This window comes from Rhodococcus sp. MTM3W5.2 (genome assembly GCF_001984015.1).
Taxonomy (GTDB): domain Bacteria; phylum Actinomycetota; class Actinomycetes; order Mycobacteriales; family Mycobacteriaceae; genus Rhodococcus_G; species Rhodococcus_G oryzae.
Window position 1 is genome coordinate 4,097,797 of the sequence record NZ_CP019572.1, and the last position, 20,665, is coordinate 4,118,461.

At 70.9% G+C, this 20,665-nt stretch carries 15 protein-coding genes and 4 pseudogenes; 3 read left to right on the top strand and 16 right to left on the bottom strand.

Going from position 1 to position 20,665, the window contains the following annotated elements:
* Positions 1-5 precede the first annotated feature (5 nt).
* From BTZ20_RS18405 to BTZ20_RS18445, 9 genes and pseudogenes are all read right to left on the bottom strand, one after another.
* Positions 6-458, bottom strand: coding sequence for a MaoC/PaaZ C-terminal domain-containing protein (locus tag BTZ20_RS18405; protein ID WP_077042352.1), 453 nt, complete (start codon positions 456-458; stop codon positions 6-8).
* Between the two features lie 67 nt (positions 459-525).
* Positions 526-1,470 carry an ABC transporter substrate-binding protein gene (locus tag BTZ20_RS18410; protein ID WP_077042353.1) on the bottom strand — a complete coding sequence of 315 codons (945 nt, stop codon included), beginning with the start codon at positions 1,468-1,470 and terminating at the stop codon, positions 526-528.
* A 100-nt stretch (positions 1,471-1,570) separates the two neighbouring features.
* Positions 1,571-2,278, bottom strand: a complete 708-nt coding sequence (locus tag BTZ20_RS18415; RefSeq protein ID WP_077042354.1) for a class II aldolase/adducin family protein — start codon at positions 2,276-2,278, stop codon at positions 1,571-1,573.
* 91 nt (positions 2,279-2,369) lie between these two features.
* Positions 2,370-3,494 (bottom strand): annotated as a pseudogene (locus tag BTZ20_RS18420) (LLM class flavin-dependent oxidoreductase); the annotation flags it as partial.
* A complete protein-coding gene (locus BTZ20_RS18425; protein WP_077042355.1) occupies positions 3,491-4,591 on the bottom strand; it encodes an LLM class flavin-dependent oxidoreductase in 1,101 nt (366 codons plus the stop codon). The pseudogene BTZ20_RS18420 and the gene BTZ20_RS18425, both read right to left, overlap by 4 nt.
* Positions 4,588-5,634, bottom strand: coding sequence for an ABC transporter substrate-binding protein (locus BTZ20_RS18430; protein ID WP_077042356.1), 1,047 nt, complete (start codon positions 5,632-5,634; stop codon positions 4,588-4,590). The genes BTZ20_RS18425 and BTZ20_RS18430 overlap by 4 nt, the downstream gene beginning before the upstream one ends.
* Before the next feature lie 9 nt (positions 5,635-5,643).
* Positions 5,644-6,444 carry an ABC transporter ATP-binding protein gene (locus BTZ20_RS18435; protein ID WP_077043813.1) on the bottom strand — a complete coding sequence of 267 codons (801 nt, stop codon included), beginning with the start codon at positions 6,442-6,444 and terminating at the stop codon, positions 5,644-5,646.
* Positions 6,441-7,300 (bottom strand): annotated as a pseudogene (locus BTZ20_RS18440) (ABC transporter permease). Before BTZ20_RS18440 ends, BTZ20_RS18435 begins: the two are co-directional and overlap by 4 nt.
* Position 7,301: 1 nt before the next feature.
* Complete coding sequence (locus tag BTZ20_RS18445) at positions 7,302-8,369, bottom strand: NrtA/SsuA/CpmA family ABC transporter substrate-binding protein (RefSeq protein WP_077042357.1); 1,068 nt, start codon at positions 8,367-8,369, stop codon at positions 7,302-7,304.
* Positions 8,370-8,594: 225 nt separating this feature from the next.
* Between BTZ20_RS18445 and BTZ20_RS18450 the strand changes: the two genes are divergently transcribed.
* The gene (locus tag BTZ20_RS18450; protein ID WP_077043814.1) at positions 8,595-9,341 is read left to right on the top strand and encodes an IclR family transcriptional regulator; all 747 of its coding nucleotides are present in this window, start codon (positions 8,595-8,597) and stop codon (positions 9,339-9,341) included.
* Positions 9,342-9,357: 16 nt separating this feature from the next.
* Here the strand turns inward: BTZ20_RS18450 and BTZ20_RS18455 are convergent, their stop codons facing one another.
* The 4 genes and pseudogenes from BTZ20_RS18455 to BTZ20_RS28340 form a co-directional block, all read right to left on the bottom strand.
* The gene (locus BTZ20_RS18455; RefSeq protein ID WP_077042358.1) at positions 9,358-10,461 is read right to left on the bottom strand and encodes a serine hydrolase domain-containing protein; all 1,104 of its coding nucleotides are present in this window, start codon (positions 10,459-10,461) and stop codon (positions 9,358-9,360) included.
* 137 nt (positions 10,462-10,598) lie between these two features.
* Positions 10,599-11,236 (bottom strand): annotated as a pseudogene (locus tag BTZ20_RS18460) (response regulator).
* Positions 11,237-11,318: 82 nt separating this feature from the next.
* Positions 11,319-12,083, bottom strand: coding sequence for a sensor histidine kinase (locus tag BTZ20_RS28335; RefSeq protein ID WP_223263401.1), 765 nt, complete (start codon positions 12,081-12,083; stop codon positions 11,319-11,321).
* Positions 12,038-12,403 (bottom strand): sensor domain-containing protein, encoded by a 366-nt coding sequence (locus BTZ20_RS28340; protein WP_223263402.1) that lies wholly within the window; start codon positions 12,401-12,403, stop codon positions 12,038-12,040. Before BTZ20_RS28340 ends, BTZ20_RS28335 begins: the two co-directional genes overlap by 46 nt.
* 273 nt (positions 12,404-12,676) lie before the next feature.
* On the opposite strand from BTZ20_RS28340, the gene BTZ20_RS18470 reads away from it, so the two are divergent.
* On the top strand, positions 12,677-13,408 hold the full coding sequence (locus BTZ20_RS18470) for an ABC transporter ATP-binding protein (protein ID WP_083742745.1): 732 nt from the start codon (positions 12,677-12,679) through the stop codon (positions 13,406-13,408).
* Positions 13,409-13,432: 24 nt separating this feature from the next.
* Positions 13,433-15,922, top strand: a complete 2,490-nt coding sequence (locus tag BTZ20_RS18475; RefSeq protein WP_077042359.1) for an FtsX-like permease family protein — start codon at positions 13,433-13,435, stop codon at positions 15,920-15,922.
* Positions 15,923-15,973: 51 nt separating this feature from the next.
* On the opposite strand, the gene BTZ20_RS18480 is transcribed toward BTZ20_RS18475, so the two are convergent.
* The 3 genes and pseudogenes from BTZ20_RS18480 to ppk2 form a co-directional block, all read right to left on the bottom strand.
* Positions 15,974-16,807, bottom strand: coding sequence for a class II glutamine amidotransferase (locus BTZ20_RS18480; RefSeq protein ID WP_223263403.1), 834 nt, complete (start codon positions 16,805-16,807; stop codon positions 15,974-15,976).
* Between the two features lie 56 nt (positions 16,808-16,863).
* Positions 16,864-19,658 (bottom strand): annotated as a pseudogene (locus BTZ20_RS18485) (cation-translocating P-type ATPase).
* A 32-nt stretch (positions 19,659-19,690) separates the two neighbouring features.
* Positions 19,691-20,494, bottom strand: coding sequence for a polyphosphate kinase 2 (ppk2, locus tag BTZ20_RS18490; RefSeq protein WP_077043815.1), 804 nt, complete (start codon positions 20,492-20,494; stop codon positions 19,691-19,693).
* Between the last annotated feature and the right edge of the window lie 171 nt (positions 20,495-20,665).

A 20,665-nucleotide genomic window follows, 5' to 3' on the forward strand; every position in this document is an offset into this window, starting at 1 on the left:
CGTCGTCAGGGCCGACGGTGCAGGTACAGCTCGGTGAGCAGGCTGAACACCGCCCGGCCCTGCGCGTCCGCCAGCTGCCCGGTCGTGGTCACCAGCCCGCGGCCGCGATCGTCCAGTTCGACCTCGTCGATCACCAGCAGTCCGGTCAGCACGTCCCCGGGACGCACGGGACGCAGGAACCGGACGTCGCGCAGGCCGCGCGCACCGATCACGCTCCAGTGCCGATAGGCGCCGAGCACCGCGAGCCGCTGGTAGACGGCGGTGGTGTGCATACCGCTGGCGATGAGCCCGCCGAAGTAGCCGTCGGCGGCCGCCGCCGCATCGAGATGGGAGTCCTGCGGATCCCACACGGTCGAGAAGTCCACCATCTCGGCCTCGCCGACGGTATGCGAGCCGAGATCGATGACGTCGCCGACCATCAGGTCCTCGGCGTACTTCACCTCGTCCATAGGGTCCATCGTGCCAGGACACCGCCCCGGAGGAGGCGCTTCGCGCCTGTGCGCGGTTGACGAGTGTCGGGACTCGTCAAGCGCGCACAGGCGACGCCGCCTCCACGGCCTCGCCGATCCACGGCACCACTGCGGCGCGCACGTCGACCGGCCTCGACAGCAGGCCGTTGGCGGCCAGCAACTCCCCCGCACGCTGCTGCTCGTCCAGGAACGCCTCGCTGACCCGGTTCAGGCCGAACGGGCGGCCACGCAGCGCGCGCTCCCAGCGGTCCAGGTCGGCCCGATCGCCCCGGGCGAGGGCATCGTCGACGAAATACTGCGCCGCCTCGCGCGGGTTGGCGTCGATCCACGCGTCGGACTCCTGCAGCGCCGCGATGACGGCCTCGAGCGCCTCGCGGTTGTTCTCCGCGAAATCCCGGCGGGTGAACCACAGCGACGGGTGGCTGAACAGCGATTCGGTGTCCACCAGGGTCCGCAGCTCGTGGGACTTCTCGAGCGCCTCGAGGCCCGGGTAGGCCCCGACCCACACGTCCAGGTCGCCGCGCAGCAGCGCCTCGGCGCCGTCGTGCACGCCGGTGTCGACCGGTTCGATGTCGGCCCAGCTGAGCCCGGCGGTCTCCAGCGCGAACAGCAGCAGCGTGGTCTGCCAGGAGCCGTGCGCGATCCCCACCCTCTTGCCACTCAGGTCCGCGGCGGACTCGATGCCGGAACTCGCGAGGGCCACGAGGCGGCCGTTCTCCACGCGGGGGCCGGAGATGCCGATGTAGACCACGTCGTGGCCCTTCGCGAGGGCGGTCAGCGGCGGGGTGAATCCGGTGCCGATGACGTCATACCCGCCCTCGGTGAACAGCCAGTCGGAATGCAGGCTCGGCAGGCCGGTCTTGGGATCCACCGCCTCGGACTCCGGAAGGGCGCGCAGGTCAACCCATTCCACGTCGGGCAGCGCCTTTTCGAGGATGCCGCGGTGACGCAGGACGAACAGGGAGTTGTTGTGCGGGAAGTAGCCGACGCGAACAGTCATGGGGAAGTTCTCCTCAAGAGATGGGGTGGGAGGCGCGAAGCGCCCGTGAGTCCTTTTGGCCCCGATACGGACCAGAAGGACTCACGGGCGGCGGAGCCGCCTAGACGAGTCCGCGGCGGCGGGCCTCGTCGACCAGGCCGCTGCGGGACCACTGGGCGACGAGGTTGGTCTTGTCGAATTCGACCGTGCCGCCGACGGACTCGCCGATGGCCTGGTACTGGGCACCCTCCTCGAGCAGCACCACGAACTTGGCCAGCTCGAGCAGGCCCGCGCGGCCGATCACGTTGACGCCGCCATTGGCCTCGAAGATCGCGACCAGGTCAGGGTCACGGACCAGCTCGCCGAGGATGAACTCGCCCGCACCGATGCTGCGGTCGATGTGCGGCGGGATCTCGCGGGACAGGGTCAGCCGCTGCGAGGCCGCGTAGCGGATCGGCAGGCTCTTGTGGGTCTGCGCGAAGCCGCCCAGCCACGGGGTGTGCACGTGCACGATCGAGGTGATCTCCTGGTGCTCGCGGAACACCTTGGCGTAGCCGGTGACGAAGCCGGTGGAGCCGCGGCCGGAGAGCACCTCGCCGTCGAAGGTCGCGACGACGGGCTCGATGGTGCGGTCGTCGGCCCAGGGCCCGGGCTCGTTGAGCGCGACGGCGATCTCCTCGCCTGGCACCCGCTCGACGAAGTTGACGGTGCCGTTGGCGGAGACGGTCCCGGTCTCGCGGAAGACGCGGAACGCCTTCTCGGCGTCGCGGGTGGCGCTCGCGACGAAGGCGGCGACGGTCTCGCTGATACGGGATTCGGTGGTGGTCATGGGTTTCTCCTGGTGAAATTCGAAAGTGGTCAGGGGTGAGGAGCCGTGCGTGGTTGTCGAGTCCCTGGACTCGCGAAGCGCGCACGGGCGGCGGAGCCGCCTGGAGCAGCGGGAGGACCTCCTCGCCGACGCGGTAGGCCTCCTCGAGGTGCGGGTTGCCCGCGAGGATGAACGCGTCGACGCCGAGTTCGCGCAGCTCGTCGAGTCGCTGCGCGACCTGCTCGTAGCTGCCGACCAGGCCGAAGGCGGGGCCGCCGCGGATCAGGCTGAACCCGGCCCAGACGTTCGGTTGCACCTCGAGATCGCGGTAGCCGGTGATGGTCTCCGGCACCCAGCCCTTGATCCTGGCCGCGCCGACCGAGTCACCCTGGGCGGCCCGGTTGGCCGCCGCGCGGTCGACGAATGCCCAGCCCTTCTCCACCTCGGCCCAGGCGGCCTCCTCGGTGTGCCGGGCGACGACGTCGATCCGGACCGCGAACTTCGGTGTGCGGCCCAGCTTCTCCGCGTGGGTGCGGACGCCGTCGAACTTGGCCCGCAGGTCGCCGAAGGGCTCGAGCCAGGACAGGTAGTAGTCGCTGTGCAGCCCGGCGGCGCCGACCGCGGCGGCCGAGGAACCGGAGAAGTAGACCTCGGGGAAGGGCTGGCCTGCGAGCCCGGGCGGCAGCGCGGCCCCCGCGGTCTGGAAGAACCGGCCGTCGTGGTCGTAGGGTTCGCCGTCCCACACGCCACGCAGCACGTCGAGGAACTCGCTGGTGCGCGCGTACCGATCATCGTGGTTCACCTTGTCGCCCCACCACAGCTGCGCCGGTCCCCCGCCGCCGCTGATGATGTTGTAGACGAGCCGGCCGCCGGTGGCCCGCTGCAGGCTCGCCGACATCCGCGCCGCCTGCACCGGATGCAGGAACCCGGGCTGGAAGGCGACCATGAACCGGTAGGTGGTGGTCTCGCGGGCCAGCGCCGCCGCCACCGCCCACGGGTCCTCGGTGACCGGGAACGAGGGCAGCAGGCCGCCGAGGAACCCGGCCGACTCCGACGCCTTGGCCACGGCCGCCATATGGTCGATGTAGCCGTAGCCGTCGAGTTCGCCGCCGCGGATGGCGGGCGCGATGTTGCCGGGGCCGTGGCCGTTCGCCTCGCCGCGGTTGTATCGGCGCGGGGTGCGCAGCGACGCGTGGTCGCCCTCCATCCCGATGCGCCAGTAGAAGTCGATGCTCATGCGGTGGCCTCCTGACCAGCCAGGGTGCGTCCGGCCGGGTCGACCAGGTGCAGCAGGTGTTCGCCGGTGCGGTGCAGTTCCTCGATGTGCGGGCTGCCGTCGAGCACGAAGCTGTCGACGCCTGCGTCGACGTATTCCGAGAGTCGCTGCGCCACCTGCTCATAGCTGCCGACCAGGCCGATCGGCTGGTCGTAGCCGAGCTCGGTGAAGCCGGCCCAGCGCCCGCCGCCGAGGTCCAGCGAACGCGCGCCGACGCCGTCGTCGTGGACCTCGTGCCACTGCCGCTCGGCGCGGGCCCAGGCCTCCTCCTCTGTCTCGCGGGCGATGATCGGCAGCTCCAGCCCGGCGCGCACCGTGCGGCCCAGTGCCCGCGACCGACTCCGCAGGTCGCGCACCGACGCCGCGATCCCGTCGACGGTCTCGGTGAACAGGTGCACGTCGCCGTGCCGCGCGGACAGCTCCAGCGCCTGCTCGGAGTCCCCGGACAGGTACACGGTCGGGAACGGCAGCCCGGACAGGATGCCGCGGAACCCGCCGTCGATGACGTCGAAGTACTCGCCGTCGAATTCGAATCCGGTGCCGTTGAATCCGGCTCCGGCGACCGGGGTCTCGTTCCACACCCCGCGCGCGACGGTGAGGAACTCCGCGGCCCGCGTATACCGGTCCACGCCAGTGACCCGGTCGCCGCGGGCGCGGGCGTCGGCCTCGTCGGTCTCCACCCGCAGCCGCCAGGACAGCCGTCCCCCGGAGAGCCGCTGCAGCGTCGCGGACACCTTCGCCGCGTACACGGGGGTGCCGAAGGAGGGGTGGAACTCGACGATCACCCTCGAGTGCCGGGTGTCGCGCAGCGCACCGCCGCCGACGATCCACGACTCCTCGCCGAGCGGGTCGTAGGGCGCGAGCACCCCGTCCAACCCGGACAGTTCGGCCGCGAGCACCACCTGTGCGAGGTCGTCGAAGGGCCCGAAGTTGCCGGGCCGCACATCGGTCGCGACGGTGGGCACCTGCGGTCCGCCGAAGCCGCCGCGGTTCCGCGAGCCGGGCGACGCGTGCCTGCCGTCTCCCTGCGAGGGCAACCGCCACAGGAACTCGGTCATGACGGCACCTTTCCGGCGGCCAGCAGCTCCAGCGCCTGCTCCAGGGGCTCGCGGGCCACCCAGGATTCGAGGTCGAAGTCGGCGGCCAGGAACCCGTGCGTGTAGAGGAACTGCTTCTGGATCCCGATCAGCTCGACGCGCTCGTCGGACAGCGACGGGTGCAGGTCCTTGTGGAAGCCCTCCTTGTACGCGGCGGCGACTCCCTCGGGACCGGACAGGGTTTCGCGGGCCAGCACCTCGCGGACGCGGTCCAGGTTGTCGGCCGCCCAGTTCGCGGCGCGCAGGCTCTGCGCGAGGAAGCCGACCACCAGCTCGGGCCGGGACTCGAGCAGGTCGGCGTGCACGGTGATGGGGCGCGGCGTGCCGTTGTTGACCCGCATCCGCTTCGCGTCGGTGGCGTCGAGGTCCACCGCCACCCGCAGGCCGTGCTCGCGGGCCACCTCCTGCGCGCGGGCGCCCTTGACGTAGATGGCGTCCACCTCGCCGCGCAGCAGCTCGTCGACGCCCCAGGTGGTGCTGCGGCGGCCATCGCGAACAGCGCTGCGCACCTGCGGGTTCCGCTCCACCTCCACCTCGACCGCGACGACATCGGTGAGGGTGAGGCCGGCCAGGCGCAGCGCGTTCGCGAAGCCGTGCAGAGCCATCGCGCGCGGGAAGCTGCGCGCCTGGTCCTGCGCCCATGCCGGGATCCCGATCCGCAGGCCCGCCAGGTCGGCGGCGCCCGCGACCGTGGAGTCCGGCCCGACGAGAATGGCCTGCGATTCGTCGATCCAGGTCAGCCCGATCAGCCGGGTCGGCGAGCCCTGCGCGCGGGCCGCGATCGCGGGCACGTTGCCGCCCTCGCGGACCAGGCCGAGCAGCTGGTGGTCGAAGTGCCGGACGGCCAGCTCCGGTCCGGCGTCCTGCAGGACGCCCAGGCTGACGCCCGCCTCCGCCGCGGTCTCCCCCAGCCAGCCGAGGCTGTGCGCGAGGCCGCTCGCTGTGGGCACGGGGCAGCGGGTGTACCAGAGGGTGTCGAGGGCGGTGTCGACTGCTGCGGTCATCTCGGGCTCCTAAGTGGTTGTGGGGGAAGCGGTGCGGCCGACGCCGAGCTCGGTGAGGAACGCGGCGCGGTAGCGGAGGGACTCGGGGTCGGTACGGTCGCGGGGCCGGGCGAGGTCGATGTCGACGTCCACAGCGAACCGGCCCTCGTTGAGGATCAGCACCCGGTCGGCCAGGCGGACGGCCTCGTCGACGTCGTGCGTGACCAGCAGGACCGCGGGGCGGTGCCGGGCCACCAGATCGCCGACCAGGTCCTGCATCTGCAGCCTCGTCAGCGCGTCGAGCGCGGCAAACGGCTCGTCGAGCAGCAGCAGCTCCGGCTCGCGGACCAGGGCCCTGGCCAGCGCGACCCGCTGCGCCTCGCCGCCGGACAGGGTGGCAGGCCACTGCCGCGCCTTGGCCTCCAGATTCACCTCGGCCAGCGAGCGCGCGGCGCGGTCCCGGTTCTGGGCGGTCCGGCGCTGCCCGACGGTGACATTGGCCAGCACCCGCTTGGACGGGATCAGGCGCGGCTCTTGGTAGACGGTGGTGCGCTGGCGGGGCACCAGAATCTCTCCGGCATCGGGCCTTTCGAGGCCGGTGAGCAGCCGCAGCAGCGTCGTCTTGCCGGTGCCACTCGGGCCGAGCAGCACCACGAACTCGCCGCGGTGGATCTCCAGGTCGACGCCGTCCAGCACGGTCTTGTCGCCGAACGCCTTGCGGACCCCGCGCAGCGAGACAGCCACGGGCTCGCCCGCCCGCCGGTCACGGGCCGCGGTCGCGGTGCGTTCCCGCACGGCGAGCGGCGGCAACGCGGTGTCGGAGGCGCTCATCGGACCCCCACCTGTCCCCGCCACGGCATCGCGAACTTCTCGATGACCCGGACGATGCCGTCGAAGATCAGGCCGAGCACCGCGTACAGCACCACGCACAGCACCATGTAGTCGGTGCGGTTGTACTCCTGCGCCAGCGTCACCAGGTAGCCGATGCCCTCCCGGGTGCCGACCTGTTCGGCGGCGATGAGACCGGTGATGCTGATGGACAGGCAGATTCGCAGTGCCATCAGCACCCCGGGCAGCGCGGCGGGCAGGATCGCTCCGAACACGAGCCGCCACCCCGCAGACCGAAGCTCTGGGCGGCCTCGACCATCTTGCGATCCACGTTGCGGACGCCGAGGTACGTGTAGGCGTACATCGGGCCGACGGTGGCCACCGCGATCAGCAGCACCTTGAAGGTCTCGTCGATGCCGAACCAGGCGATGAACAGCGGTACCAGCGCCAGGAACGGGATGGCCCGGTTGATCTGCATCGTGGAGTCGATGAGTTCCTCACCGAGGCTGGACAGTCCGGAGAGCACCCCCAACGCCAGGCCGATCAGGACGCCGAAGAACACGCCGACCGCTGCCCGCTTGAACGAGGCGATGGAGAAGTCGACCAGCTGCCCGGTCTGGTAGAGCTCGGTGAAGGCGCGCCAGACCGCAGGCGGCCCGGCGAGGATCTCCTCGGGGATCGCGCCGGTGGCCGAACCGATCCACCAGGCCGCGACGATCAGCGCGGGCACCAGGAAGCGCAGCGGGATCGACACCCAGGCGGGCCGGGCGCGGCCCGCGCGGTACCGCGGCGCCTCGAGCTCAAGGGTGGTGGGCCCGCCGCGTTCCTCCCGCGCCCTCGGCGGGCTCAGCAACGCCATGTCAGTTCCCGGTCTTCGTCGGGGCCGACTGGACCTGAGCGGTCGCGTCCACCTTGGACTGCAAGGGGTAGAAGACATCCCCGGCAGTGAGCGCGCGGGTGGTCACCCCGTTCTGGAAGAACAGGTCAGCGACCTCCTGCAGGTCCGCCTCGTCGGCCGCGGTCGGGTAGTGCGGGACCGAGGCCCGGCGGCCGAGATCGACTGCCCTGTCCAGCCGATCTCCTGACAGCGCCCTCGGACCCGCCTTCTCGAAGACGTTCTGGTAGTCCTCCGGGTTGCTGCGCTGCCGCTCGGTCAGCGCCTGCAGGGTCTCGAGGTACTTGGCCGCGACGTCGGGGCGCTCCTCGAGGACCGCGGTGCGGAACGCGACGATCGTGTTGTCCTTGGAGTCGATGCTGGCCTCGGTGGCGATCTCCACGACGCCGTCGCGGGCCTTTGCCTCCTGGTAGGGGTCGTTGAACGACGCCCACGCGTCCACCTGGCCGGTGGAGAAGGCCGACGCCGCGTCGGATGGCTGCAGCGGCACCCGCTCGACCTGGTCGAACGGGATGTTGGCCTGGCGCAACGCCTTCAGGGTGATGTACTCACCCTTGCCTGCGGGGTTCACCGCGATGCGCTTGCCGACGAGGTCCTTGACCTCCTTCACCCCCGAGCCAGGGGACGCGATGATGCCGCTCTGATCCTGGTCGACCGGGTCCGCGACGGCGATGATCCGCACCGCGACGTCCTTGGACAGCGCGCCGACCACCGGGCTGTACGCGCCACCGGAGACGTCGAGCTGACCGGCGTTGAACAGCTTGAGGTTCGCGCTGAACGCGGGCGGCGCCTTGACCCACTCGACCTTCGCTCCGAGCGGGGCCAGCGCCTCGTCGAAGGTGCCGTCCCGCTTGCCGACCGCGAGAGGTCCGGCGTTGCCCGGGTCGGTCACCTTGAGCACGAACGTGGGCTCGGCGGAGCCGGCGGCGTCTGCGGTGCCCTCGGAATCCGACCCGCAGGCGGCAACCAGGGCGACGACGGGGAGAAGCGCGAGCGCGAGGCGCGCTCGGGGAAGTCGGCGGTTGCGGGACATCGGGGGCTCCTGTTCGAGAGGCTGATCGATCTACGCCTCGAAAACTAGGCGAGCCAAACCCCACCGACTAGGTATAGTTTTCTGCTGATTGGAAGTCTTGACAGACTCCCACTGCGTGATTCGGCCATCTGCCGCCGTTTCAGAACACCAATTTTCCGATCAGTGGAAAGCGTCCGCACCGGCCGCGCGTGTTAGCGTCGCGACGTGGAGACCCCCTCAGACCTCATGCCCCCGGCGACCGGCTCCGTGCAGACCGTCGCCCGCGCCCTGTCGGTGCTCGGCTGCTTCCGCGGCGGCGACGAGCTCGGGGTGTCGGAGGTGGCCCGCCTCCAGGGGCTCGCGGTCAGCACCACGCACCGGCTGCTCACCGCGCTCGTCGACGCGGGCTTCCTCGACAAGGACACGGAGTCGAGCCGGTACCGCCTCGGCGGTGCGCTGGCGGAGTACGGCCAGATCGCCTACCGGCAGCACCGCATCTATCTCGCCGAGCCGCATCTCGAGCAGCTCGCCACCACCACCGGCGCGAGCGCGTCGATCGCGACGCGCTACGGCAACGACGCGGTGCTACTCGGCACCAGCCGGTGGCGGGAGGCCGACGGTCACCAGCTGCAGGGTGTCCGGCTGCCGCTGCACGCCAGCGCGCTTGGCAAGGCGCTGCTGGCCTGGTCCCTGGTCACCGACGACGAGCTGGGTCGGCTGCCCTACGAAACGGGCACGGCGCGTTCGGTTCCCGGGCCGCAGGAGCTGGGCAAGGAGCTGGCCCTGACCCGCGAGCGGGGCTATGCCTTCAACGACGAGGAGCTGGCCGCCGGATATCGGACGATCGGCGTCCCGGTCGTCGGGGACGACGGCCTCGCCCGGTTCGCGCTGGGACTGCGCGGGCCGACCGAGCTGATGATCCCCGAGCGGGTGCCCTTCTTCGTCGAGCTGGCCAGGGTCACCGCCCGTGAGATCGCCGCCGTCATGCACTGACGCGCAGTCGTGTGAATCAGCAGAGGGCGTGGCTGAGCAGGGCGAGGGTGTCGACCTCCTGCGGCGGCGCCTGGGTGACGGTGATCGCGGCGGCCCGGCCGTCCTCGGTCGCGCCGGAGAGGGTGTGGAACCCCGGGATGTCGCCGGAGTGTCCCCAGAAGACCTTGCCGCAGGACAGTTTTGCCGACATCAACCCGAGCCCGTAGGACATGCCGGGCTGATCCATCGGGACGGTGCTGGTCATCGCCTCCCAGGACGTCTCCGAGGTGAGCCGGCCCTCCACGAGCGCCCGCAGGAAAGCGGTCAGGTCCGCCCCGCTCGAGACCATCGCGCCCGCGGCCCAGGGACCGGATGGCTCGGTCGCCGTCATCTCGACGATGGTGTCCCCGTCCGCCTCGTAGCCGGACGGGTGCCGTCCGCGGATCTGCTTCTCCCCCGTTCCGGGCAGGTAGGTATCGGTCAGCCCCAGCGGCCCGGTGATCCGGCTCGCGAGCTCGTCCTCGACCGTGTTCCCGGTGACCTTCTCGACCAGCATCCCGTTCACGAGGTAGTTGGTGTTGGTGTATTTCATCCGCTCGCCCGCGCGGAACTGCGCGGGGTGCGCCATCGCCATCGCGAGCAGATCCTGCCGGGTGAACTGCTCGCCGCTGCCGAGATAGGTCTGCGTGATGCGCGGGTCGTCGGAGTACTCGGGCAATCCGCTGGTGTGCTGGAGCAGCTGCCGGACCGTGATCGCGCCCGGGTCGACGCCCTCCGCGACCAGCGCGCCGGGCAGGTAGCGATCGATGGGGGCGTCGAGCTCGATCTTCCCCTCGTCGACCAGCTGCATCACGATGGCCGCCACGAATGTCTTGGTGACGCTGCCGATCCGGACCTGCGCGCCGTCCGGGATCTGCTCTGCGGTGACCCGGTCGCCCACCCCGCTGCGCAGCTCCACCGTCTCGCCGGGAACGGACAGCGTGGCCACCGCGCCGCCGACGGTCGAGCGGACCAGTTCGTCCAGGTCGGCCTGCACGGCGGCACGGTTGGGAAAGCTGTTGACCACCACGGGATCCGAGGTGTCCGAGCATCCGGCGAGCAGGAGGACCGAGATACCGACCGCGACCGCAGCTGATTTCATACCCAGACCCTATGGTGCGAGAACCGTTCGGCGCATCCGGATTTACCCTGATATCGCCCCGAAATGCAGACACGCCTGTGAGTCCTTCTGGCCCGGAGGGGGCCGGAAGGACTCACAGGCGGCGAAGCCGCAGCCGCTCAGCCGCGCAGGTAGGCCAGCACCGCAAGCACCCGTCGATGCCCGCTGTCGGAGGCGGAGAGCCCGAGCTTGGCGAAGATGTTGCCGATGTGCTTGCTCACCGCGGTCTCGCTGACCACGAGCCGGCCTGCGATGGTGCCGTTGTCCAGGCCCTCGGCCATCAGGCCGAGCACCTCGGACTCGCGCGGGGTCAGCGAGCGGATCGGGTCATCGGACCGCCTGCGGCTCATCAGCTGTGAGATCACCTCGGGATCCATCACCGTGCCGCCCGCGGCGACCCGGCGCAGCGCGTCGGTGAACTCGGCGACCCGGCCGACGCGTTCCTTGAGCAGGTACCCCATCCCGTTCGCGCCCTCGGCGAGCAGCCGACCCGCGTACCGGTCCTCCACGTACGCGGAGAGCACCAGCACTGGGAAGCCCGGCCTGCGCCGCCGCGCCTCCTCGGCCGCCTTGAGCCCCTCGTTGGTGAAGGTGGGTGGCATCCGGACGTCGAGCACCGCGGCGTCCGCGGAATCCAGCACCTCCAGGAAGGCCTCGGCATTGTCCACCGCGGCGACGACCTCGAAGCCCTCCCGCGCAGCAACAGCGCCAGGCCCTCGCGGAGGAGTGCGTCATCCTCGGCGATCACGATCCGCACGGCGCCTCCAGTCTCATGGTGAAACGACGGTAGCCCACGGCTGCTCTCGCGCGAGACCCCGACCGGATGGCGTCGGGACCCCTCACGCCCCGCACGGCAGTTCCACCGTCAGCGACGTCGGACCGCCCTCGGGGCTGGCCAGCTCCATCGTCCCCTCGAAGGCCTCGGCCCGGCGCCGGATCCCGCTCAGCCCGCCGCCCGCCCGCTCGACCGCTCCGCCGTGCCCGTCGTCGGTGATCGTGATCCGCAGCACCTCACCGGAATCCCGGTCGGCCGTGCGCAGGCGGACGGTCACCCCGCTCGCGCCGCCGTGCTTGGCGACGTTGGTCAGTCCCTCGGCCACCACGAAGTACGCGGCCGACTCCACCGCGACCGGCGCCCGGCGCAGCCCGCCCACGTCCAGCACGCACGGCACCGGGGACCGGCCCGCAAGCGCCGAGACCGCGCCCTCGAGCCCGAGTTCGTCGAGGATCGGCGGGTAGATGTCGTGCACGATTGTGCGCAGGCCCGCGAGCGCGTCGGAGGCCGCGTCCTGGGCCCGAAGCAGCTGCGGCAGGGCCTGTTCCGGGTTCGTCCGCAGCGACCGTTCCGCGATGCCCAGCATCATCACCACCCCGACGAGCCGGTTCTGGGCGCCGTCGTGCAGGTCCCGTTCGATCCGGCGGAGCTCGGCGGCGTGCGCGTCGAGGGCGGCCGCGCGGCTCGCGGTCAGCGCGCTCACCCGCTCCACCAGCCGCGATTCCCGGGTCGGCGCCAGCAGCCGCACGGCCAGCCCGCACATCCCGCGCGCCATCAGCGGGGTCAGCCACAGTGACAGCGCGCCGTAGGCGACACCGACCAGTGGCATCGCCGCGGCCCCCACCACGAGGTCACCGGATAGAGGCTGGTCACCGGCTCGTCGGCGGGCATCGACTGCCAATACGCCGGGATCAGCAGCGAATTGACGGCCGCGGCGGGGAGCGCGAGCGCGAACAGGCCGGCGGTGGGCGCGATCAGCGCGTGCACCGCGACCCAGGCGGCGTCGCGCCGGGTCGAGGCCGCAGTCGCCAGCCGACGCAGGTCCTCGAACGTCGGGTCGGTCGGGATCGGCAGGTATCGCTCGGACAGTTCCTCCCCCGAGTACCACCTGGCCCGACGCCGGGCCAGGCCCGTCCACCACCGCAACACCCCACCGCCCTTGGCGCCAGCAGCCAGCCAGGCCCGAACAGCAGGAACACCACCAGCACCAGACCGACGACGAGCAGCGCCATCGACACCATGCCCGCGACGCCCTCCGCCGCCAGGTAGCGCAGCGCACGCCACCAGCTCCGCAGCCGCCCGGTCCTCGCCATGCCCCAGCATGCCGCACCCCGGCGGACCTGTCGGTATAGCCAGCCACACCATGGATCCGGTAGCGCGCGGGATCGTCCGCCGACGCGGCCGTCCATAGCGTCGTCATCCATGAGCACACAGGTTCTGAGCCCTCCCGTCGCCGCCCTCCGACTCCAGCACGTCACCAAGAGGTACGGGTCCGGTCCCGCCGCGGTGACCGCGCTGCGGGGCATCGACCTGACCCTGCCCCGCGGGGCCTTCACCGCGGTGATGGGCCCGTCGGGCTCCGGCAAGAGCACCTTCCTGCACTGCGCCGCCGGCCTCGACCAGCCGACCTCGGGGTCCGTGTGGCTCGGCGACACCGACATCTCCCGGCTCAAGTCCAAGGCACTGACCGTGTTCCGACGCGATCACGTCGGCTTCGTCTTCCAGGCGTACAACCTGCTGCCCGCGCTCTCGGTGGAGCAGAACATCACCCTGCCGCTGCTGCTCGCGGGTCGCGGCGCCGACCCAGGCTGGCTCGACTTCGTCACCGGCGCGGTCGGCCTGGCGGATCTGCGCGGGCGCAGGCCCGCGGAGCTGTCCGGCGGTCAGCAACAGCGGGTCGCGATCGCGCGTGCCCTGGTGACCCGGCCCGATGCCGTGTTCGCCGACGAGCCGACCGGCGCACTGGATTCGCGAACCGGCCGGCAGGTCCTCGAACTGCTCCGCCGCACCGCCGAGGAGCTCGGGCAGACCGTGGTGATGGTCACCCACGATCCGATCGCCGCCTCGTACGCCGACCGGGTGCTGTTCCTCGCCGACGGCGCCTTCGTCGGTCACCTGGACCGGCCGAGCCCCAGCAGGTCGCCGACCACATGACCCACCTCGGGGAGTGGTGACCCGATGAGATCGCTTGCAGGCGCGAACATCCGCGCACACCGAGGCGGGTTCGTCGGCATGTTCGTCGCGGTGCTGTTCGCCGCAATGCTCGTCACCGGGCTCGGGGTCCTCATCGAGTCCGGGATCCGCGGCGGCATCGAGCCGCAGCGCTACGCCGGCGCGGACGTCATCGTCGGCGGCAGGCAGTCGCTCGTCGTCGAGGAGGACGTCGACCAGCCGTTCGCGGAGCGGGCCCCGCTGGCCGCGGGCGTCGCGGAAGAACTGGCGTCGGTTCCCGGGGTGGCGCGCGCGGTCCCCGACGTCAGCGTTCCGCTCACGTGGTCGGGCAGGCCGGTGCAGGCGCACGGCTGGGCCTCGGCCGCGCTGACCCCGTACGAGATCCGGGAGGGACGGGTGCCGAACGGTCCTGGTGAGGTCGTGGTGGACGACGCCGAGCCTGCCCGCATCGGCGACCGGATCTCGTTGGCGCACGGCGGCATCGCCGACGACTACACCGTGGTCGGCGTCGCGGGCGCGAACCCGACCCCGGACCGGGCCGCACACGTGTTTCTGTCCGACGGCCAGATCTCGTCGCTGTCACCGCGTTCGGGCAACACCGACACCATCGGCGTCATGGCGGCCGACGGCGTCACGGCGAGCGCGCTGGCGGAGCGGATCCGCGAAGAAATGCCCGAGGTCGAGGTCTACACCGGACGGGCCCGCGGCGACGCGGAGTTCCTCGACGCGGGCAGTGCGCGTACCGAACTGGTGATGATCGGTATCGCGTTCGCCGGAACCGCGGTGATGATCGCCATGTTCGTGGTGGCCAGCACCCTGTCGCTGTCGATCGCGCAGCGCAGGCGCGAGTTCGCACTGCTCCGCGCGGTCGGCGCGACCCCGGGTCAGATCCACCGGCTCGTCGGGCGTGAGGTGATGCTGGTCGCGGGCGTCGCCGCGGTCGCGGGCACCGTCCCCGGCTTCGTCCTCGCCGGCTATCTCCGGTCTCGCTTCGCGGCGGTCGGACTCCTGCCGGCCGACTTCGCCCTGGCCTTCAGCCCGCTGCCCGCCGTCGCGGCCGTGGCACTGAGCCTGATCACCGCCCGCGCGGCGGCGGCCGTCGCCGCGCGCAGGCCCGCCCGGATCAATCCGGTCGACGCGCTGGCGGAGGCATCGGCGACCCCGGCACGGCTCGGCCGCGGGCGGATGGTCACCGGACTGGTCCTCGGCGCTTCGGGCCTGGTGATCTCGCTGCTGCCCGCCGTTGTCCCGGGGCAGGCGGCGCTGGCGGGCGCGGGGGGTGCCGCTGTCCTGCTGATGATCTCGGTGGGGCTGCTGGGACCGCGTTTGGTCAGCGGCGCGGTGGCCGCGCTCGGTGGGCCGCTCCGCCGATCGGGATCGCCTGCCCTGTTCCTGGCGGCCGCGAACACCCGCGGCAACGCCCGCCGCCTCGCCGCCGCCATCACCCCGCTCGCCCTGGCGATCGCGATCGGATCGGTACAGATCTTCGTCCAGACCACCGTCGCGGCGGAGGCCGCCACCCAGTCGAGGGAGGGCGTCATCGCGGACTTCCTCGTCACCGGCGCCGGGTCGGGACTGTCCCCCGCCGTCGTCGATGCGATCGGCCGGACGCCCGGCGTCGAGGCGGCGAATCCCGTTGCCCGCAGCCAGGTGTACGTCCCGCGCTTCGACGGCGAATCCACCACCACCGAGCGGTACTCGGCCCAGGGCATCGACCCGGCCGCGACCGTCGCGACGATGGATCTCGAGGTCGAGTCCGGCGGCCTCGACGCGCTCGCCGGGCCGGGCACGGTCGCGCTGAGCAGCGACACCGCCCAGACTCTGGGCGTCGAGGTCGGCGGAACCGCCACGCTGCACCTCGGCGACGGCACCGCGGTCAGCCCGACCGTCGTCGCCACCTACGGTCGCGGACTCGGATTCGGCGACGTCACCTTCGCGAACGAGGTGGTGCGCGCCCACACCACGAGCGGGCTGGACGACAGCATCCTGGTGCGGGCCGAGCCCGGCAGGCAATCCGAGGTCGGCGCCGCATTGGCCGCGGCGGGCTACACCGTCAGCGACCGTGACGGGCTCGGCGCGGCGGGCGAATCCGAGCGCAGCGCGCAGTCCTGGACGAGCCTGATCGCGCTGTCGGTGCTGCTGGCCTACCTGGCGGTCGCGGTGGTGAACACCCTGGTGATGGCGACGGCCGAGCGGGGTCGGGAGTTCGCGCTGCTGCGCCTGGTCGGATCGAGCCGCGGGCAGGTGCGCGCGATGATGCGCGCCGAGGCGGTGATGGTGGTGACGATCGCGTCGGTGGTGGGCACGCTGATCGCGCTGCCGCCGCTGGTGGGGGTCAGCCTCGGGGTCTCCGGGCAGCCGATCCCCGCCATCTCCCCCGTCACCTATGCCGCACTCATCGCCGCGACGGTGACGCTGGGACTGATCGCGATCGCGATACCGACCCGCGCCAGGCTCCGCGCGGATCCGGTCGCGGCGATCTCCTCCCGGGAGTAGGACCGTGCGCGCCCGGCACCCGAAGCCGGGCGCGCACGGTCCCGGTGCCACTCAGGTGGGTGCGATCGGCCGGAAGGCGCGGAGTTCGTCCTGTCCCGGCCTGACGACCCCGGCCGAGGATTCCATCACCTCGTTCCACGCACCCGGCAGGTCACGCAACGGTTCGGAGACCACGAACCGGGTCTCCCCGCCCAACTGATGGAGGACGGGCACTTCCGGGTGGAGATCCCGCAGCCTGGAGATCTCGGTCGAGAAGAACAGCGACCTCGACTGCCTCGCGGTCGAGTAGCGGAAGATCCAGGTGGATTCGCCGTCCGTCGTCGCGACGGTCATCTGGACCGGATCGTCGACCCCGTGGGCCCGGCCGACATCCTCGACGAGACCGACGGCCCTGGCGACGGCGTCGACCGGATCGTCGGTGAGGCCAAAGGTCAGCGCGAGGAAGAACAGCGTCTCGGAGTCGGTCGAACCCTCGAGATCCGGGAACAGGGCCGGGTCGATCGCGGTGATCAGGTCGCGCCGGGTCTCGCGGAATCCCCCGAGGGCACCGTTGTGCATCCACAACCAGCGCCCGTGCCGGAAGGGATGACAGTTGCTGCGCTGCACCGCGGTCCCGGTCGAGGCGCGGACGTGCGCGAAGAGCAGCGGGGTGCGCACGTGGCCTGCGATCTCGCGCAGATTCGAGTCGTTCCAGGCCGGCTCGATGCTCTTGAACACCGCCGGTTCGGTGCCCTCGCCGTACCAGCCGATACCGAAGCCGTCGCCGTTCGTGGTCGTGGCGCCGAGGCGGGAGTGCAGGCTCTGGTCGATCAGCGAGTGTTCAGGCCGGAACAGCAGGTCCTCCGCGAGGATCGGCTCTCCCGAGTAGGCCATCCACCTGCACATGCATCAATTGAAGCACCAAACTCCGCCGTCGTGCTCGGCCGATTGTCGCGGCGGGATCAGGGTGTGCGTGCCCGCGCCGGGTCGACCGCGACGGCGGCGGACAGGAGTTCTTGTGGCCCCGAGAGTCGACGCCTGCGACGCCGGATCACCTTCTCGGTCTCGATCACGACCGGGATGATCAGCGCCCACCCGATGCAGGCGAGCCACTGTCCACCCGTCAGGGACGTCGTCATGAGCAGATCCTGGAGGAAGCCCAGCTCGACCGCGAACACGGTGGCGATGATCGGGATGGAGAGGATCTTCAGCGCGCCGAGTACGGGGGCGGCGAGACCGGATTCGGGATCGCGCCTCATGACGAGGCCGCTGAGGACCGACCCGATCGACAGCACCACGAACGCCATCGTCATCGGCACGCTCGCCTCGGTCGGACTCATCGGGCCGGGGGCGACGAGCATCGCCGCCAGGGTGACGGCGAACTGCAGGACCCCGTACGCCAGCCACTGGATGAACGCCTTCCGGTGTGCAATAGGGAGTTTCGGATCCCGGGGCGGTTTGCTCATCAGGTCCGCCGGCAGCGGGTCGAGCATGATGACGGCGACCGGGAACAGTGTGATGAAGAAGTTCTGGAACAGCACCATCAGCGGGGTGAGCGCGATGCCGTCGTTGATGTCGAACACGCTCGCGACGAGGAACAACAGCACCATCGCGAACAGCTTGGCCATCTGATAGCGGACGTACGACACGATCTTCTCGTAGATGCCGCGACCCAACCGGATCGCGGTGACCAGCGTCCCGAAGTTGTCGTCGGTCAGCACCATCCGCCCTGCCTGCTTGGTGACCTCGCTCCCCGACCCCATCGCCACCCCGATGTCGGCCTTCTTCAGCGCGGCGGCATCGTTGACGGCGTCGCCGGTCATCGCCACGATCGCGCCGCCCCGCTGCATGATGTCGGCGAGGCGCAGCTTGTCCTGTGGCGTGACGCGGCCGAAGACGTGGAGTTCCGGCAGGGCCGCCGCGAGTTCCTCGTCCGTCATGGCCTGGAGTTCGGCACCGCCGATCGCGCCCGGCCCGAGTCCCAGCTCGGCGCCGATCGCGGATGCGGTGATGGCGTGGTCGCCCGTGATCATCCGGACGTCGATGCCCGCGGCATGGGCGGTGCGCACGGCGTCGATCGCCTCCGGCCGAAGCGGGTCGATGATCCCCACCATGCCGACGAACGTGAGGTCCTCGACGAACGACATCGGATCCGCGGCAACGGCCGCCTCCCGACCGTCGAGCAGCCGGGTCGCGAAGGCCAGCACGCGGAGCCCCTTCTCCGACATGGCGCGGTTGGCCGCCATGAGCTCGTCCCGGACCTCGGCCAGCGCCACCGTCTCCCCGCCCGGGACGAACGCGGTCCCGCACCGCGCCAGGACCACATCGGGTCCGCCCTTGACCAGCTCCGCGAACCGGGTGCTGCCGCGGACCGGGAGGTGGTGGAAGGTGGCCATGAACTTGTAGGCCGAATCGAACGGCACCTCGGCGACACGCGGGTACGTCCGCCGGGTGAGCGGGGCGTCGACCCCGATCTTGGCCGCGAGCACCACCAGCGCGGCCTCGGTCGGATCGCCGACGACCTCCCCGGAGTCGGAGACGGTGGCGTCGCTGTCCAGGCACAGCCCGTAGGCGAGCAGGGTGAAGTCCGGCACCGCCTCGCCCGCGACCTGTGCGATCGTCCCGGCCTTGCCGTAGCCCTCGCCGTCCACCGTGAACCACCGGCCGTGAAAGTACAACGAGCGCACCGTCATCTGGTTCATGGTCAGCGTGCCGGTCTTGTCGGAGTTGATCACGCTCGTCGCACCGAGGGTCTCGACGTCGTTGAGGTTCTTCACGATCGCCTTCGCGTCGGCGAGCTGGCGCGCCCCGTAGGCCAGCATCGCCTGGACGAACGTCGGCATACCGGTCGGGATGGCCGAGACGGCCATCGAGATGCCCAGCAGCAGCAACGTCGTCAGGCTCTGCCCGCGCAGAACACCGAGGATCACGATGATCGCCACGGCGGTCCATGCGATGACGGACAGCACCTTGGTCAGCGAGTTCAGCTCGCGCTGCAGGGGGATTTGCTCGGCGCGACGGCCGAGAGCATCGACGCGATCAGGCCCATCTGGGTGCGCATGCCGGTCTCGGTGACCACCATGGTGGCGGTTCCGCGGGTGACCGAGGTGTTCTGGAACACCATGTTGCTGCGGTCGCCGAGGGCGACGTCCGCGGTGTCGAGCGTCCCGGGATCCTTCGCGATCGGTGCGCTCTCGCCGGTCAGCGCCGCCTCCTGGGTCTCGAGGGTGGCCGACCGCAACAGTCGGCCGTCGGCGGGGACGATGTCGCCCGCCTCGAGCGCGACGATGTCGCCAGGGACGAGTTCGGTCGCATCGAGCTCGGTCAGGGTCCCGCCGCGGATCACCCGCGCCTGCGGCGTCTGCATCTTCGCGAGCGCGTCCACGCTGGCGCGGGCCTTCAGTTCCTGCTGCGTGCCCAGCACGATGTTGAGCACCACGAGCGCCGCCACCACGAGTGCTGTCGGCACCTCGCCGATGACCACGCTGACGACGGCCACCGCGACCAGCATCAGATTCATCGGATCCTTCAGCTGCAGCAGGGCGATCGACCACGTCGAGGGCGCGGGCTCGGCCGCGATCTCGTTGCCCCCGTATCTCCGCCGCCGCGCACCGACCTCGCCGTCCGTCAGACCCGACTGCGGGTCGGTGTCGAGCGCCGCGACGACGGCGTCCGCGTCCTGGGCGAACCAGGTCGCTCCGGATTCGGCGGTGGTGCGCGCGTGCACCCGGTCCGGTGTTGGTTCCGTGGTGGCCATGACCGCTGCTCCTCGCCGGGTACTCGGAAACGTCAGTAAGGAGTGGGAATCCAGTGCAGCGGCAGGGCCGGTGCGCGGTATCCGCCAGGGTCCTGCCGCTTCGGCAGGGTGACGTCGGGACGCTCGAGCGGCGTGTACGGGATCTGGCTGAGCAGGTGACTGATGATGTTGAGCCGCCCCCGCTTCTTGTCGTCGTTGAGCGCGACAAACCACGGCGCCAAGCCGGAATCGGTGAACCGGAACATCTCGTCACGGGCCCGCGAGTAGTCGTACCAGCGGCTGTAGGACTTCAGATCCAACGGGGAGAGCTTCCAGACCTTCCGCGGATCTTCGATGCGACTCTGCAGGCGCAGCGTCTGTTGCTCCTCGCTCACCTCGAGCCAGTACTTGAGCAGGATGACCCCCGACTCGACGATCACGCGCTCGACCACAGGGATGAGCTCGAGGAACTTCCTGGCCTCGTCCTCGGTGCAGAAACCCATGACGCGTTCGACGCCTGCCCGGTTGTACCAACTGCGGTCGAAGATGACGACCTCCCCGGCTGCCGGCAGATGCGGCACGTACCGCTGGAAGTACATCTGCGACTTCTCCCGCTCGGTCGGGGCGGGCAGCGCCACCACCCGGAACACCCGCGGGCTCACCCGCTCGGTGATCGCCCTGATCACCCCGCCCTTGCCTGCGGTATCGCGGCCCTCGAAGACGATGCAGACCTTCGCCCCTGTGGCCCTGACCCACTCCTGCAGCGCGACCAGCTCGGCGTCGAGCACCTTCAGCTGGCGGCGGTATTCCTTGTTCGTCATCGGCGGGGCGTGCTCCTCGACCGACGAGTCGATCAGCTCCCCGGTCTCGGCAGGCTGCCGACCGGTCTGCTCGGAGCGCTTCTCGGACTTCTTGTCCTTGGATTTGCCCACCGGCTTCTCCCTCGGCCGTCCATGCGTGCGTGCTCGCCTAGGACCTCACCAGGTACGCCGACAGCAGGACCGCGGCACCGAGGTGCACGGCCCTGC